The sequence below is a fragment of the Streptomyces sp. NBC_00122 genome (assembly GCF_045160845.1).
Classification (GTDB): domain Bacteria; phylum Actinomycetota; class Actinomycetes; order Streptomycetales; family Streptomycetaceae; genus Streptomyces.
Window position 1 is genome coordinate 1,204,359 of the sequence record NZ_CP108191.1, and the last position, 15,305, is coordinate 1,219,663.

Genomic DNA, 15,305 nt, shown 5'->3' on the forward strand with positions numbered 1-15,305 from the left:
GGGGGCGGGGCCGGGCACGGATCCCCGCAGCGGCTGCGGCAACGGGGGTTGGGGCATGAGGACATCGGCCAGGATAGGCGCGGCCCTTGCCGGGCTGGCGGTCGTGGGCGGCGGGATCTACGGCGTGCCCCGGCTGCTCGACGGCGTCGGCCACGGCGACGGCAGCCGCGCGTCCACCGCGCAGCAGCGGCTCCAGGGCAAGCCCGGCACCGGTCCCGCCGAGCCGAGCGGCACGGCCCCGGCCGGGCGGCCGTTCACGCTGGTGGCGACGGGCGACATCATCCCGTACCCGTCGATCGTCCAGCAGTCCGCGGACGACGCCGGCAAGGCCGGGGAGCACGACTTCCGGAAGATACTCGCCGGGGTCAAACCCCTGGTGTCCGCCGCCGACCTGGCGATATGCCATCACGAGATACCGTACGGGCGGCCCGGCGGCCCCTACACCGGTTACCCGACCTTCAAGGCCCCGCACCAGCTGGCCGACGCGCTCAAGGACGCCGGGTACGACAGCTGTTCCACCGGCTCGAACCACACCCTGGACGACGGGTACGACGGCCTCGCCCGCACCCTCGAACACCTCGACCGGGTCGGCATCCCGCACGTCGGCTCGGCCCGCAGCCCGGAGGAGGCCAAGGCCCCGGCCCTGCTCTCGGCCGGCGGCGCGAAGGTCGCCCAGCTGGACTACACGTACGGCACGAACGGCATCCCGCTCCCCGCGGGCAAGCCGTGGGCCGTGAACCTGATCGACAAGGACCGGATGATCGCCGACGCCCGCGCGGCCCGGGCCGGCGGCGCGAACGTGGTCGTGCTCAGTGTCCACTGGGGCACCGAGTGGCAGACGGCGCCCGACGAGCAGCAGCGCGAGCTGGCGCAGGCCCTGACGGCCTCGCGCGCGGCCGACGGCCTCGCCGACATCGATCTGATCATCGGCACGCACAACCACGTGCCGCAGCCCTACGAGAAGATCAACGGCACCTGGGTGGTCTTCGGCATGGGTGACCAGGTCGCCAGTTTCGTACCGGCCGACAAGCTGCGCGGAAACCAGTCGTCGGTCCCCCGGTTCACCTTCGCCCCGGCGGCGGCCCACGCGGGCCGCTGGGAGGTGGTGAAGGCCGAATTCCTCACGCAGTACTCGGACATGGGGCCGCCGTTCCGCGTCGTCTGCGCCTCGTGCGCGGCCTCGGACAGCACGCTCCCGGCCGCCAGGCGGAGCGAGTACGCCCGGATCGACCAGCAGGTCACCGAGGCCGTGCTGTCACGCGGCGCGGGCGGGCAGGGCCTGGAGCACGCCGCCCGCTGAGCACTCCCCTCCGTGTGCTCCTCGGGCGGCGCGGCCCTCGCGGCCCCCACCGCGTCACCAGGCCTGCCCCGCCGTGTTACGAGGCGCTGCCCCGCCGGGTCACCACGAGCGCGACCCCGCCGATCCCGAGCAGGGCCAGCGCGCCGCCCGCGACGTAGGGGGTCAGCGAACCGCCGCCGGTCTCGGCCAGGTTGGCGTCCTTGGTGACGGCGGACCCGGTGCCGGTGGCGGTCTGGGGCTTGACGTCCGGCTGCGCGGGAGGGGTCGGCGCGGGAGCCGTCGGGGACTCGCAGTGCGCCTCGGCGAGCACGACCTCGCCCTCCACCTGGGCGACGTTCAGGTTCAGCGGGTTGACCGACACCTTCAGGCGGAGCGCGGCCGCGGCCGCCGTGGTGGAGGTGGTCTCCGTACCGGACAGCTCCAGGCTGAGCAGGCCCACGCCCGGCACCTCCACCTTGGTGGGGCCGCCCGCCGACGGGGTGATCCGCTTGCCGAGCGCGGTCACCGTCCCGAGCACGTTCGCGCTGGCCGTCGGCTGCTTGCCCGACTCGCAGACGGCCTTGGAGGTGACCTTCTCGACCTCGATGAGCGAGAGCTCCGGCAGGCCGGGCACGTGTACGCGGGCCTTGGCGAGGTTGGCCTGCGCCTCGGCCCGGGTCTTGTCCGCGGTCGCCTTGGAGGTGGCCACGTCGGCTTTGAGCACGCTGACCGGCGCACCGCCCTCGACGCCGTCCAGGGTGACCGTCAGCGCCGTCTTCTCGGCCGTCGCCGGGGCGCTGACCTCGTTGAGGGAGGTCTTCAGCGGGAGGTGCACGGTCTTGTTGAGCAGGCCCACGTCCAAGGTGGTGCGCAGGACGACGGCGCCTGCCCTGCCCTCGCCCGCGGCGCCGCCGCCCGTGGCGGAGGCGGGCGGGGCGGCGAGCAGGGCCACCGCTCCCGTGGCGAGCAGGACGGCCGCGGGCACGCGGAAGGTGTTGCTGTTCAAGGTGGTGGAACCCCCGGGGAGATGGGTGCCGCCGCGCCGCCAATGGGGGACATCGCGCGCCGACGGCCTCGACCCCGGAATCTTTACGCACTGTGAGTGAACGTTCAGGCACCTGACGTGAGTTCACCCCAAGGGGTGGTTTCCACGCACACATTCGAATAATGGCGCCCCAGGAAGAACGCGTGTTCTCTCCTTTCGCGGACATACGGCGAGCACGGCCGTCTTTAACGACCGCCGGGCCCGCGATGTCACGCGGCGTCAACACGCCGCTCAGGCACGGACCTTGCCGTCCACGACGATCCGAAGAGGCTGCGCGAGGGCGCGTACGTCGGCCCGCGGATCGTCGGCGTAGACCACGAGGTCCGCCGGCGCCCCCTCGGTCAGGCCTGGCCGGCCGAGCCACTCGCGGGCCGCCCAGGCCGTCGCGGACAGCGCGTCCAGCGGCGGGATCCCGGCCTTCACCAGCTCCTCGACCTCCGCCGCGACCAGGCCGTGCGGCAGGGAACCCCCCGCGTCGGTGCCGACGTACACCGCGATGCCCGCGTCGTAGGCGGCCCGCACGGTGTCGTAACGCCGCTCGTGGAGCCGCCGCATGTGCGCCGACCACTGCGGGAACTTCGCCTCGCCGCCTGCCGCCATCTTCGGGAACGTCGCGATGTTCACGAGGGTCGGGACGATCGCGACCCCACGCTCCGCGAACAGCGGGATGGTGTCCTCGGTCAGGCCGGTGGCGTGTTCGATGCAGTCGATGCCCGCCTCGACCAGGTCGCGCAGCGAGTCCTCGGCGAAGCAGTGCGCCGTCACCCTGGCGCCCAGCCGGTGCGCCTCGGCGATGGCCGCCTCGACCTCGGCGCGCGGCCAGCAGGCCGTCAGGTCCCCGGCCTCGCGGTCGATCCAGTCGCCGACCAGCTTCACCCAGCCGTCGCCGCGCACCGCCTCACGGGCCACGTAGTCGACCAGGTCGGCCGGCTCGATCTCGTGGGCGTAGTTGCGGATGTAGCGGCGGGTGCGCGCGATGTGCCGGCCCGCCCGGATGATCTTCGGCAGGTCCTCGCGGTCGTCGATCCAGCGGGTGTCGGAGGGCGACCCGGCGTCGCGGATCAGGAGGGTGCCGGCGTCGCGGTCGGTGAGTGCCTGCCGCTCGGCCGTCGCGGCGTCGACCGGACCGTGGGAGTCCAGCCCCACGTGACAGTGCGCGTCGACCAGCCCCGGCAGGGCCCAGCCGGTCACCGTGGTGACCTCCCGGGCCGCGCTCGGGCGCTCGTAGGAGATCCGGCCCCCGACCACCCAGAGCTCGTCGCGGACCTCATCGGGGCCGACGAGCACACGGCCCTTCACATGCAGCACGTCAGTCATGTCGGCACTGTACGTGCGCGTGCGGCCCGCACGGCGGGTACCCCCGCGGCACCACCGTGACCCGCCGTTCCCGCGGCGGATCCGGCGGCGCCGCTGGGCGCGCGCGCGGGCGGGCGGAGCGTCGGCGTCAGGCGAGGGCGTCCAGCAGCCGGTCCACGTCCGCCTCGGTGGCGTAGAGGTGGAACGAGGCGCGCAGCGCGCCGGCGCGGGCGGAGGTGGCGATGCCGGCGGCCAGGAGCGCGGGCTGCCGGTCGGCGAGGCCCGGCACCGAGACGATGGCCGACTCGCCGGGGACCGGCTCGTGGCCGAGGCGGGCGAGACCTGCCCGGTAGCGGGCGGCGAGTGCGGTGTCGTGGGCGTGGACGGCCTCGACGCCGATCCGCTCCAGCAGGGCCAGCGAGGCCTCTGCCGCGTGATAGGCGAGGAACGTGGGGGATTCGTCGAAGCGGCGGGCCCCGTAGGCCAGTTGCGGCATCGGCCCGTAGGTGGCGTCCCACATGGACTCGGCCGCCACCCAGCCGGCGTGCAGCGGGGTCAGGGTGTGCTGGGCCTCCTCCGACACGGTCAGGTACGAGGCTCCGCGGGCACCGAGCAGCCACTTGTAGCCGGCGGTGACCGTGTACTCGTACGGTGACGCGTCGAAGGGCAGCCAGCCCGCCGCCTGGGTCGCGTCCACGAGCATGCGGGCGCCGTGCGCGGCCGTCGCGGCGCGCACCGCGGCCAGGTCGGCCGTCCGCCCGTCCGCGGACTGTACGGCGCTCAGCGAGACGAGCGCGGTATCCGGACCGACGGCTTCGGCGAGGGATTCCAGCGGCGCGAAGCGGACCTTGAGGTCGCCGCGCACCACGAAGGGGTTGATCACGGAGGCGAAATCGCCCTCCGGGCAGAGGACTTCGGCCCCGGACGGGAGGGAGGCCGAGACCAGGCCGACGTGGGTGGCCACGCCCGAACCGATGGCGACCCGGTCGACACCGACGCCGACCAGCCGGGCGAAGGCGGCCCGGGCCCGGTTCACCCGGTCGAAGTCGCCGAACCCGGCGGGGAGCCCGGCCCCGGCCGCCTCGGCGAGTTCCCGTACGGCGGCGACGGCGGAACGCGGGAGCACCCCGCAGTTGGCGGTGTTGAGGTAGGTGGTGGAATGGGCGAACTCGGCACGGGCAGCTTCGGCGAGAAGATCCATGCGTCCACTCTGCGCCGAGTCCGACCCAAAGTCCATTACCTGGTTTTACGTGCCAACCTCAAGGAAGTCTTATACCTGCGGGACCGCGCACGCGCCGTCGGGCTCGCACGCCTCGGCCCCGGCGGCCGGCTCCTCGACCTCGCGTCCGGCCCAGGCCTGCTCCAGGGCGCGGGTGAACACCTCGGCCGGCTGGCCGCCGGAGATCCCGTAGCGGCGGTCGAGAACGAAGAACGGCACGGCGTTCGCGCCCAGCTCGGCGGCCTCGCGCTCGTCGGCGCGCACCTGCTCGGCGTAGGCGGAGTCGTCGGCGAGGACGGCGCGGGCCTCGGCCTCGTCCAGCCCGGCTTCGACGGCGAGCGCGACCAGCACCTCGGGGTCGAAGACGGACCTCTCCTCGCCGAAGTTGGCCCGGTAGGCGAGGTCGAGCAGCTCCTCCTGGCGGCCGCGGGCGGCGGCCAGGTGCAGCAGGCGGTGGATGTCGAAGGTGTTGCCGTGGTCGCGCCCGTCGGTGCGGTACGTCAGCCCCTCGGCGCGGGCGCTGGCCGCGACGTGCTCCTCCATGGCGCGCGCCTCGTCGAGGGTGCGGCCGTACTTCTTGGCGAGCATCTCCACGACGGGCGCGGTGACGCCCTTGGCGCCGTTCGGGTCGAGCTCGAAGGACCGGAAGACGACCTCCACCTCGTCACGGTGCGCGAACTCGGCCAGCCCCTTGGTGAATCGGGCCTTGCCGATGTAGCACCAGGGGCAGGCGATGTCGCTCCAGATCTCGACGCGCATGATCCTTCTTCTCTCCGGGTCCGTGGGTGAACGTGACTGAACGCGAATGGAACAGTTCTGGCTTCAACGAACCGGGGTCACGTCTCATTCCCCGGACTGCGGGGCCACCGTGAGCCAGAGGACGAGGTGGGAGCCGGAGCCGGCGGGCTCCGGTTCCGGGAGCCAGCCGTGGGTGGCGTAGAAGGCCTGGGCGCGGAGGTTGTGCTCGTAGACCTCCAGGCGGACCCGGCGGACGCCGGCGCGGCGCCAGGCGTCGAGGCAGGCCGCGTGGAGGGCGGCACCGGTGCCGCGCCGCCAGTGCACCGGGTCGACGTGGAGCTGGGTGAGGGTGGTCTCGCCGTCCGCGGTGCGGAAGGCCGCGACCCCTGTGAGCTCGCCGTCCTGTTCGGCGCACAGGACCCCGCCTTCGGCGGCGGCGCGGGCGACGGCCCGGGACCAGCCCTCGCGGGAGCGGGCGAGCTCGGCCTCGCCGCCGTAGGCCTCCTCGGGGATCCGGCCCTGGTAGTAGGTGGCACGGGCCCGGGTGTGGAGGGCGGCAATGGCGTCGAGGTCGGCGGGGCGCGCGATTCTGATCATGAGAAGGGAAACGCGCCGGGAACCGTGGCGGTTCCCGGCGCGCCGCGTGCGCTGCCCGCGTGGCTACTTCTTCAGCCACGCCTCCATCATCTTCTGGGCGATGGGGGCGGCCAGCTTGCCGCCGCCGATCTCGGAGCGGTCGGTGTCCGAGTTCTCGATCACCACGGCCACGGCGATCTGCTTGCCGTTCGCCTTGCCGTACGAGGTGAACCAGGCCAGCGGCGCGAGGCTGTTGTTGACGCCGCGCTGGGCGGTGCCCGTCTTGCCGCCCACTTCGGCGCCCGCCACCTGGGCCGGCTTGCCGCCGCCCTCGGTGGCGACCGTCCGCATCGCGTCGCGGATCATCGAGGCCGTCTTCTCGCTCATGACCTGCTGGGACTTGGGGTCCTTGAAGCTCTCCAGCACGTTGCCGTTGGCGTCGGTGACCTCGGCGACCATGTGGGGGGCGACGAGCTTGCCGCCGTTCTCGATCGCGGCCGTGACCATCGCCATCTGGAGCGGGGTGGCCTGGACGTCGAACTGGCCGATACCGGTCTGCGCGACCTGGTCGACCGACATCTTCTTCGCCGGGTACTTGCTCGCCGGGTTGGTGCGGACCGGGGTGTCGATCTGCACGTTGAAGCCGAGCTTCTCCGCCGTCGCGCGCATCTTGTCCTGGCCCAGCTTGGAGGCGAGCTCCGCGAAGACGTTGTTGCAGGACAGCCGCAGGGCGGTACGCACCGAAACGTTGTTGCAGGCCGCGGAGCCGGCCTCGCTCGGCAGCAGGGTGCGGGTGCCCGGGATGGTGTACGGGTCGGAGATGCCGGTCGGCTGATCGATGCCGGTGACGAGGCCGTTCTCGATCGCCGCGGCGAGGGTGACGAGCTTGAAGGTGGAGCCCGGTGCCTGGGGCTTGCGCAGGGCCACGTTCTCCATGGCCTTGCCCTTGTCGGCGGAGAGCTCCGTCCAGGCCTGCTCGTCGTTGGCGCCGGTGATGCGGCCCGGGTCGAAGGAGGGGTTGTTCACCACACCGAGGATCTGGCCGGTCGCGGGGTCGATGGCCACGGCGGCGCCCTGCTTGCCCTGCAGCGCGTCGTAGGCCGCCTTCTGTACGTCCTTGTCGATGGTGGTCAGGACGTTGCCCGGGGCTGCACGCTTGTTCGTGAGCGTGTCCATCACGGTCTTCAGCCGGCTGTCGGAGCCGTTGAGGACGTTCTTGTAGATGCCCTCCAGCATGCTCGTGCCGTAGGCCTGGGAGCTGTAGCCGGTGATCGGCGCGTAGAGGGGACCGTCGGTATACGTCCGCTTGTAGCCGAAGTCCTTGCCGCCCGTCTTCGTCGAACCGGTGATCGCCTCCCCGCCCACGATGATGTTGCCCAGCGGGTTCTCGTACTGCCCGATGAGGTTCCGTCGGTTGTGCTGGTCGTCTGCGAGGGCCTGGCCTTGGTATGCCTGCACCCAGGTGACACGGACCAGCAGGGCCAGCACCAGAAGCAGACAGAAGACCGACGCGCGCCTGATCGTCTTGTTCATCCCCCAGAAGGACGTCCCAGTGGCCGCAGGCGTTCCGCTCTGCCCCGATTGTGGCGGGGTTCTCAGCTTTTCTTCATGAAGCCGCCCTCGTAGGCCGCGATGACCGCCTGGGTGCGGTCGCGGGCCCCGGTCTTGGCGAGAACGGACGCGACGTGGGTCTTGACCGTCTGCGGGCCGACCCCGAGGCGCTCGCTCATCTCGTGGTTGGACAGGCCGGTGGCCATCAGCCGCAGTACGTCGGCCTCGCGGTCGGTGAGCCGGGCCACCCAGGGCGCGGCGGGCGGGGCGGCCGAAGTGTGGGCCGCGGCGAGGGAGCGGACGGCGGCCGGGAAGAGCAGCGAGTCGCCGCGGGCGACGAGGCGGACGGCGCCGATCAGCTCGTCGGGATCGGCCCGTTTGAGGAGGAAGCCGGCGGCTCCCGCGCGCAGCGCCCCGTAGACGTAGGAGTCGTTCTCGAAGGTGGTGACGACCACGATGCGGGGCGGCTCGGCCATCGTGGCGAGGATCTGCTCGGTGGCCCGGATCCCGTCGATCTCGGGCATCCGGACATCCATCAGCACCACGTCGGGGGCGAGGGAGCGGACCAGCGGGACGGCCTGCGCCCCGGTCGCCGCCTCGCCGACGACCTCCAGGTCCGGTTCGGCTTCGAGGATGACCCGCAAGGCGGTGCGGACCATCCGCTCGTCGTCGCAGAGCACGATACGCAGCGGCGGGCGGCCCGTCGGCGGCGAGGGCGGGGGCACGGTCGCGGTCGGGTCCGTGATCGGGGCCGGGGCCCGGGGCGGGGGCGGGGGCACGGTCGCGGCCGTGATCGGGGTCGGGGTCGGCTCGGTCATCGGCCGTCTCCGGCGAGCGGCAGGACGGCCCGCAGCCGCCACAGGCCCTCATACGGGCCGGCCTCGACCCGGCCGCCGAGCAGCGCGGCCCGTTCGGCGGCGCCGCGCAGGCCGCGGCCGCCGGTGGTGCGGGGCTCCAGGCTTTCCGGTGCGGCGGGCGGATTGGTCATGGTGATCTCCAGTTCACGGTGTCCGGTCTCTGCCCCGGCCTGGACGCGTATCCGCAGTTCCACGGGGCCCGCGCCGTGGCGCAGCGCGTTGCTGAGGCCCTCCTGCACGATCCGGTACGCCTCCCGGGAGGCGATCGCCGGCAGCCGGGCCCAGTCCCCGACGGGGCCGGGGTCCTGGCGGGCGGTGACGGTGGTGTCCGCGGCCCGGGTGCGGGCCAGCAGTCCGTCGAGGTCGGCGGCCAGGGTCGGCGCGGGCGCGGCGTCCGGCCGGGCCGCGTCCCCGTCACGCAGCAGGCCCAGTACCGCGTCCAGCTCGCCCACCGTCCGCCGAGTGGTGTCCTCGATCGCGGCCAGCGCCTCCCGTACGAAGTCGGGGTCGCGCTCCAGCACCCGCCGTGCGGCGCTCGCCTGGAGGGTGACGGCGCTCAGCGCGTGCCCGACCGCGTCGTGCAGCTCCCGGGCGAGCCGGTTGCGCACGGCCAGGTCGGCGGCCCGCTCCTCCGCGGCGGCCAGCCGGTCCGCCCCGGTCGGCCCGAGCAGTACGGGCGCCAGCCGGGCCAGGAGCGCCCCGGCCCCTGCGGCGCACAGGACGAGCCCGGCCAGCATGCCCGTCCCGAGCGCGGGGGCCACGTACGGACCGACCCCCAGGGAGAACCAGCCCAGCCCGAGCCTGGCAGCCTCGAGTCGGCTCACGAGCGGCAGCGTGATCAGCACCACCGCCATGGGCGGGACGGCGAGGCTCATCCCGCTGATCAGCGCGCCGACCCCCAGGTGGAGGGTCCACCAGGCGGAGGTCCGCCCCCGGGCGGACCAGGACCGCGCGGGCCCCTCGGCGAGCCGCTCCCCCGGCACCCCGCACATGGCCCGGACGGCGGTCACCGACAGCGGCCGGACCAGCCCGAACACGGCGGTGGCCGCGGCCAGCGGCAGGGCGGCCGCGTAGGCGACGAGGGAAAGCGGGAAAGAGCTGAAGGCGTTCTTCCCGCCGGCCGCCATACCGACCCCCACCTGGGCGAGGAGGAAGTACGGCATGAGCAGGGCCCCGCCGAGTATCAGGTGGACCCAGCGCAGCCGCGCCCGCGCACCCAGGAGCCGGCCCAGACCGTCGCGCATCACGCCTCGCGGCGGGATATGAGGAATCGCGTGAGGACAGTGGCGGCGAGCGACCCGGTGATCATCTGGCCAGCGTAGGTCAGCAAGATCGCGGCCGTAGGCCCTTCGCCGCCGTCCAACTGCGGTCCCAGCGAGGTGGTCAGCATCCACGCCCCCCAGCTCAGCGTCGCCCCCGCGCCGATCCAGGCGAGGCCGAGCGGCCATCGCGCCCGCACGTCCCCGCCGCGGGCCAGGAGCAGTGCCCCGGCTCCGGCCGCGAGCGCGCACATCCCGTGGGCCGCGGACACCACGGCTGTCTCCGCCGAGTACGCGGCCGCCCGCTCGGCGCCCAGCCAGGCCGTACCGCCGAAGGCCCAGTACGCGTACACAGCCGAGACCGCCAGACCTGTCGCCGCAGCGGCTCCCGCCACCACCCCCGTGGATGACGGGAGCCGCTGCCCCAGCACGCCCTGCCAGCGCCTGCCCCAACGCTCCCGCGCATAGGGCACGAACAGCCCGGCCAGGGCGAGTCCTTGAATGGTGAAACCGGCGTAGACGACGTTGAACACCCACGGGTCCAGGAAGGGCTCCTGGGCTGCCTTCGCGACCCCGTCCAGCCCGAAGCCGAGCCCCCGGACCAGCAGTTGGCCCGGGAACCCGAGAAGGATCGGAGTCAGCAGCCCGGAGGCGACGAAGACCGGGACGGTCAGCAGCCAGGCCGGGAACCGTATGCCCGAGGGCCGGGTGAGCACCAGTACGAGCAGGATCACGCAGGCGTCCATGGCCAGCGTGACGGAGTTGGCCGCGGCGAAGAACAGCCCGGGCTCGCGGAGCACACTGCCGTCCGGTATCCCGACGTGGCTCCCGGCCAGCCAAGCGCTCTTGAGGGTCAGATACGGCACGGTGGCCGCCAGGGCCACCACCCGCAGGACGCGCCGCCCGGTGCCCAGGGAAGGGACCGGCGGCTGCGTCGCGTGCGTCGTGGGAACGGCTCGTGTGGTCATGACTCAACGGTCCCGCGCGCGCCGCTCCGCCACCTCCCCCTCGAAGGGGAACCGCCTCCCCCGGGCGGGGGAGGAACCACCCCCTCCACCGCACCACTTGCACCGCATCACATGCGCCGCGTCACCACCGACAGCCGGTCCCGCGCCTCGAACAGCGCCGCCTTGATGGCCTGCTCGTGCCCGTCCGTCAGCCGGGCGACCGGCACCGAGCAGCTCACCGCGTCCCGCGCCGGCGTCCGGTACGGCACCGCGACCCCGAAGCAGCGCAGCCCGAGCGTGTTCTCCTCCCGGTCCACCGCGTACCCCTGCTCCCGCACCAGCGCCAGCTCCTCGATGAGCCGCTCCCGGTCGGTGACGGTGTGCTCGGTGACGGCCTCCAGCCGCCGCGGCAGGAGGGCGCGTACCTCGTCGTCGGTGTGCGTGGCCAGCAGCGCCTTGCCGAGCGCGGTCGAGTGGACGGGCAGCCGCCGCCCGACCCGTGTGAAGGGCCGCAGGTAGTGCTGGGACTGGCGGGTCGCGAGGTACACCACGCTCGTCCCGTCCATCCGGGCCAGGTGAATGGTCTCCGTCGTGTCGTCGGAGAGCCGGTCCAGCGTGGGCCGGGCGGCCGCGACCACCTCGTCGCCGTCGATGTACGAGCTGCCGACCAGCAGCGCCCGGACGCCGATGCCGTACCGCGTGCCCGTCGCGTCCGTCTCCACCCACCCCAGGTTCACCAGGGTGCGCAGCAGCATGTACAGGCTGGACTTGGGCAGGGAGAGGTCGTTCTGGATGTCGGCGAGGCTGTGCAGTCCGGGCCGTGCCGCGAAGTGCTCCAGCAACAGGACCGTCCGCACCGCCGATTTGACCGGCGATGCCGGGGCCGCACTTCCCGACTCGGTCGTCGTCATACGCCTGCTTCCCCTCGGGTCGCCTCTTGTCACGCGGAGGACGCGGAAATAGAGTCCGCAGCAGATGTGATCATTCATCCACCGGAACGGCGTTCAGAATACTGAACGATCCAGGAGGCAGTGGGCCATGACAACGACACCAGTCTGGAGTGTGGACCCCCGCACCGGGAAGCAGCGCGAGCAGGTTGCGGTGGAGGCCACATCCCGCGAGGTGGACGAAGCCGTACAGGCCGCCCACGCGGCCCGTGGCGCGCTCGCCGACGCCACCGCCCGCGCCGCCTTCCTGCGCACCGCCGCCACGCTGCTCGACGAGGCCGCCGCGCACGTCATCGAGGCCGCGGACGCCGAGACCGCGCTCGGCCCGGGCCGGCTCACCGGCGAACTCGCCCGCACCACCGGCCAGCTGCGCGCCTTCGCCGACGCCGTGGACGAGGGGGCCTACCTCGACATCCGGATCGACCGCGCCGACCCCTCCCTCAGCCCCCCGCGCCCCGAACTGCGCCGCTACAAGGTGCCGCTGGGCGTGGTCGCGGTCTACGCCGCCTCCAACTTCCCGCTCGCCTTCTCCGTCCCCGGCGGGGACACCGCGAGCGCACTGGCCGCCGGCTGCCCGGTGGTCGTCAAGGCGCATCCCGACCACCCGGCCACCTCCGAGCTGTGCGCCTCGCTGCTGCGCCGGGCGGCCGTCGCCGCCGGGCTCCCGGCCGACGTGGTCGCCATGGTCCACGGGTTCGACGCCGGCCTGGAGCTGATCCGCCACCCGCTGGTGTCCGCCGCCGGATTCACCGGTTCCATCCGGGGCGGGCGGGCCCTGTTCGACGCGGCCGCCGCCCGGCCCGTGCCCATCCCCTTCCACGGCGAACTCGGCTCCCTCAACCCCGTCGTGGTCACCCCGGCCGCGGCCGCCGAGCGCGCCGAGGAGATCGGCAGCGGGCTCGCGGGCTCGGTCACCCTCGGCGTCGGCCAGTTCTGCGTGAAGCCCGGCCTGGTCCTGGTCCCCGAGGGTGCGGCGGGCGACCGCCTGACCGGCGCGCTCACCAAGGCGCTCGGGGAGACCGAGCCGGGGGTGCTGCTCGACCACCGGATGCGGGAGAACTTCGTCTCCGGCGTCCGTGAGCGGGCCGCGCTGCCCGGCGTCGACGCGCCCGTCACGCCGGGCTCCGGCGGGGAGCACACGGTCGGAGCGGGCTATCTGACCGTACCGGCCGCCCGCCTCCTCGACAGCGCCCCGGACGCGGGGTACGAGGTACTGCTGGAGGAGTGCTTCGGTCCCGTGACCGTCGTCGTGCGGTACGCCGACCAGCGCGAGGCCGGCGCGGTGCTCGGGCGGCTCGCCGGGAACCTGAGCGCCACCCTCCAGCTGTCGCAGGCCGAGACCGAGGGGGAGCCGGGCCCCGCCTCCGAGCTGATCGCGCAGGTCACGGGACTGGCGGGCCGGATCGTCGTGAACGGCTGGCCGACCGGCGTCGCGGTTGCCCCGGCGCAGCACCACGGCGGCCCGTACCCGGCGGCCACCTCGCACTCCACCTCCGTCGGCGGGACGGCGATCGAGCGCTGGCTGCGGCCGGTGGCGTACCAGTCGGTGCCGGACCCCCTCCTTCCGCCCGAGCTGCGCGAGGCCAACCCGCTGGGGCTGCCGCGCCGCGTGACGGGGACCTGAGGAGGCCCGGCCGGCCTGCCCGGGGGCGCCGGTAAATCCGTTGCCCGCCCCGCCCCCGGCGGGGCAGGCTGCGGCTCATGCCGAAGCCGCACGGGTTCTCGTACCGACAGCACCAGGACGACTCCGTCGTCATCACCCACCAGGGCCGCACCGCGGCGACCCTGCGCGGGGGCCGGGCCGCCACGTTCCTGGCCGCGGTGGGGTCCGGCGACGCGCAGCTCGTCATGGCCCGCTGGACCGGCGCCTACAAGTTCGGCAACGAGCGCACGGCGAGGAACCACCCCCGCAACCGGCGCTGACCCCGGCCGGAATCTCACGCGAAAGTAAGGGAACGGCAAAGCACCTCCGGTCGTTCTCCAGGGCATGACCGCTATGACCCCTGGATCCAACCTGCCGCTCAATGCCGTCCGTGTGACGGTGGACGTGGCTGCCCCGGTGCGGCTCGACGTGTCGGGGCTCCTCCTCACGGCGGACGGCAAGGTGCGCTCCGACGCCGACTTCATCTTCTACAACCAGCCCTCCGGGCCCGGTGTGACGTACCGGTCCGGCGGCGGTGCGGCACCGGACTCGATCACCGTGGACACCGGCGCGCTGCCCCCGGGCGTCGAGCGGATCGTGGTCACGGCCAGCCCCGACGCGGCCGGGCAGACCTTCCAGGGCATCGAGCCCACCGCCACCGTGCGCAACGCGGACGGCGGAGCGGTGATCGCCACCTTCACCCCGCCGCAGCTGGGGACCGAGACCGCGCTCGTCGTCGTCGAGGTCTACCAGCGCGGCGGCATGTGGAAGGTGCGCGCGGTCGGCCAGGGGTACGCGAACGGCCTCGCCGGCATCGCCACCGACTTCGGGGTCTCCGTGGACGACGAGCCGGCCGCCGCGCCCGCCGCCGCTCCCGTCGCCCCGCCCGCGCCCGCGGCACCGCCCGCCCCGCCGGTCTCCTACCCGGCCTCCCCCTGGCTCGGCGGCGCCACCACACCCGCCGCCCCGCCGGTCCCCGCCGCCCCCGCACCGGTCCCGGCCGCCGCCCCGCCCGGCGGAGGGAAGATCAACCTCGACAAGGGCCGGGTCACCCTCCAGAAGAACCAGACCGTCTCCCTGGTCAAGGGCGGCCGCCCGCTGCTCTCCCAGGTCAAGATGGGCCTCGGCTGGGAGCCCGCCTTCGGCGGCCGGGACATCGACCTCGACGCCTCGGTCATCGCGTTCGGCCCCCAGCGCAACCACATCGACAGCTGCTACTTCGGCAAGCTGTCCATCCTCGGCGGCGCGATCAAGCACTCGGGCGACAACCTGACGGGCGAGGGAGCGGGCGACGACGAGGTGATCGTCGTGGATCTGGGCCGGCTCCCCGCCGAGGCGACGGGGCTGGTCTTCACGGTCAACTCCTTCTCCGGCCAGAAGTTCACCGAGGTGGCCAAGGCCTACTGCCGTCTGATCGACGCGGCGAGCGGCGAGGAGCTGGTGCGCTTCGACCTCACCGGCGCCGAACCGCAGACCGGGGTCATGATGGCGAAGCTGATCAAGCAGTTCACCGGCGAGTGGGAGATGACGGCCATGGGCGACTTTGTGAAGTCCCGCACAGTGCGCGGCATGGTCAAACCCGCCTCGCAGGCACTCTGAGCAGGTGGGCGGGCACAAGGAGCCATCAGGCCCCGTCGCGGGTGATGGATGCCACCCGTAATCCGGAGGTGGCTGTCAGTGCCCGCCCGTAGCCTTGAACCCATGCACCAGTCACTCACCCCCGCGGGGCCCGCCCGCCCGTCCGCCGCCGAGGCGAACGAGGCGATACGGCACCTTGTCGAGACCCGGGTGGACGGCGAGTGGCCCTCGGAGGCGTACGAATTCCTTCTCGCCGAGTGGGCCGAGGCCTCCCGCGCGGAGGTTTCCGCGGCCCGGTAGGCGCGGCCCCGGGACCGCCAGAGGCCCGGACCGCCGCAGGCCCGGAGCCCCGTCGGCCCCGGACCCGCCCG

Annotated in this window: 15 protein-coding genes; 5 read left to right on the forward strand and 10 right to left on the reverse strand. The window is 73.4% G+C overall.

Annotated elements, in window-relative coordinates:
• Positions 1-55 precede the first annotated feature (55 nt).
• Positions 56-1,300: a CapA family protein gene (locus OG737_RS05720; protein WP_328925037.1), complete on the forward strand. Its 1,245-nt coding sequence runs from the start codon at positions 56-58 to the stop codon at positions 1,298-1,300.
• Positions 1,301-1,376: 76 nt separating this feature from the next.
• Here the strand turns inward: OG737_RS05720 and OG737_RS05725 are convergent, their stop codons facing one another.
• The 10 genes from OG737_RS05725 to OG737_RS05770 form a co-directional block, all read right to left on the reverse strand.
• Complete coding sequence (locus OG737_RS05725) at positions 1,377-2,285, reverse strand: SCO1860 family LAETG-anchored protein (RefSeq protein ID WP_405680096.1); 909 nt, start codon at positions 2,283-2,285, stop codon at positions 1,377-1,379.
• A 270-nt stretch (positions 2,286-2,555) separates the two neighbouring features.
• On the reverse strand, positions 2,556-3,641 hold the full coding sequence (locus tag OG737_RS05730; RefSeq protein WP_405680095.1) for an amidohydrolase family protein: 1,086 nt from the start codon (positions 3,639-3,641) through the stop codon (positions 2,556-2,558).
• Between the two features lie 127 nt (positions 3,642-3,768).
• The gene (locus OG737_RS05735; protein WP_405680094.1) at positions 3,769-4,821 is read right to left on the reverse strand and encodes an aminotransferase class V-fold PLP-dependent enzyme; all 1,053 of its coding nucleotides are present in this window, start codon (positions 4,819-4,821) and stop codon (positions 3,769-3,771) included.
• Positions 4,822-4,890: 69 nt separating this feature from the next.
• On the reverse strand, positions 4,891-5,598 hold the full coding sequence (locus OG737_RS05740) for a DsbA family oxidoreductase (protein WP_328925041.1): 708 nt from the start codon (positions 5,596-5,598) through the stop codon (positions 4,891-4,893).
• Between the two features lie 84 nt (positions 5,599-5,682).
• Positions 5,683-6,174, reverse strand: a complete 492-nt coding sequence (locus tag OG737_RS05745; protein WP_328925042.1) for a GNAT family N-acetyltransferase — start codon at positions 6,172-6,174, stop codon at positions 5,683-5,685.
• Between the two features lie 63 nt (positions 6,175-6,237).
• Positions 6,238-7,686: a penicillin-binding protein 2 gene (locus OG737_RS05750; protein WP_328925043.1), complete on the reverse strand. Its 1,449-nt coding sequence runs from the start codon at positions 7,684-7,686 to the stop codon at positions 6,238-6,240.
• 62 nt (positions 7,687-7,748) lie between these two features.
• A complete protein-coding gene (locus tag OG737_RS05755; RefSeq protein ID WP_405680093.1) occupies positions 7,749-8,522 on the reverse strand; it encodes a response regulator in 774 nt (257 codons plus the stop codon).
• Complete coding sequence (locus OG737_RS05760; protein ID WP_328925045.1) at positions 8,519-9,805, reverse strand: histidine kinase; 1,287 nt, start codon at positions 9,803-9,805, stop codon at positions 8,519-8,521. The genes OG737_RS05755 and OG737_RS05760 overlap by 4 nt, the downstream gene beginning before the upstream one ends.
• Positions 9,805-10,788, reverse strand: coding sequence for a hypothetical protein (locus OG737_RS05765; protein WP_328925046.1), 984 nt, complete (start codon positions 10,786-10,788; stop codon positions 9,805-9,807). Before OG737_RS05765 ends, OG737_RS05760 begins: the two co-directional genes overlap by 1 nt.
• A gap of 107 nt (positions 10,789-10,895) precedes the next feature.
• Positions 10,896-11,678: an IclR family transcriptional regulator gene (locus OG737_RS05770; RefSeq protein ID WP_328925047.1), complete on the reverse strand. Its 783-nt coding sequence runs from the start codon at positions 11,676-11,678 to the stop codon at positions 10,896-10,898.
• 127 nt (positions 11,679-11,805) lie between these two features.
• Here OG737_RS05770 and OG737_RS05775 point away from each other — a divergent pair, with 127 nt between their 5' ends.
• The 4 genes from OG737_RS05775 (at position 11,806) to OG737_RS05790 (ending at position 15,234) form a co-directional block, all read left to right on the forward strand.
• Complete coding sequence (locus tag OG737_RS05775) at positions 11,806-13,338, forward strand: aldehyde dehydrogenase (NADP(+)) (RefSeq protein ID WP_405680091.1); 1,533 nt, start codon at positions 11,806-11,808, stop codon at positions 13,336-13,338.
• A 77-nt stretch (positions 13,339-13,415) separates the two neighbouring features.
• Positions 13,416-13,637, forward strand: a complete 222-nt coding sequence (locus tag OG737_RS05780) for a hypothetical protein (protein WP_328925049.1) — start codon at positions 13,416-13,418, stop codon at positions 13,635-13,637.
• Positions 13,638-13,701: 64 nt separating this feature from the next.
• Positions 13,702-14,955: a TerD family protein gene (locus tag OG737_RS05785; RefSeq protein ID WP_405680090.1), complete on the forward strand. Its 1,254-nt coding sequence runs from the start codon at positions 13,702-13,704 to the stop codon at positions 14,953-14,955.
• A gap of 102 nt (positions 14,956-15,057) precedes the next feature.
• Entirely contained in the window at positions 15,058-15,234 is a 177-nt protein-coding gene (locus tag OG737_RS05790) for a hypothetical protein (protein WP_328925051.1), read from the forward strand.
• Positions 15,235-15,305 lie beyond the last annotated feature (71 nt).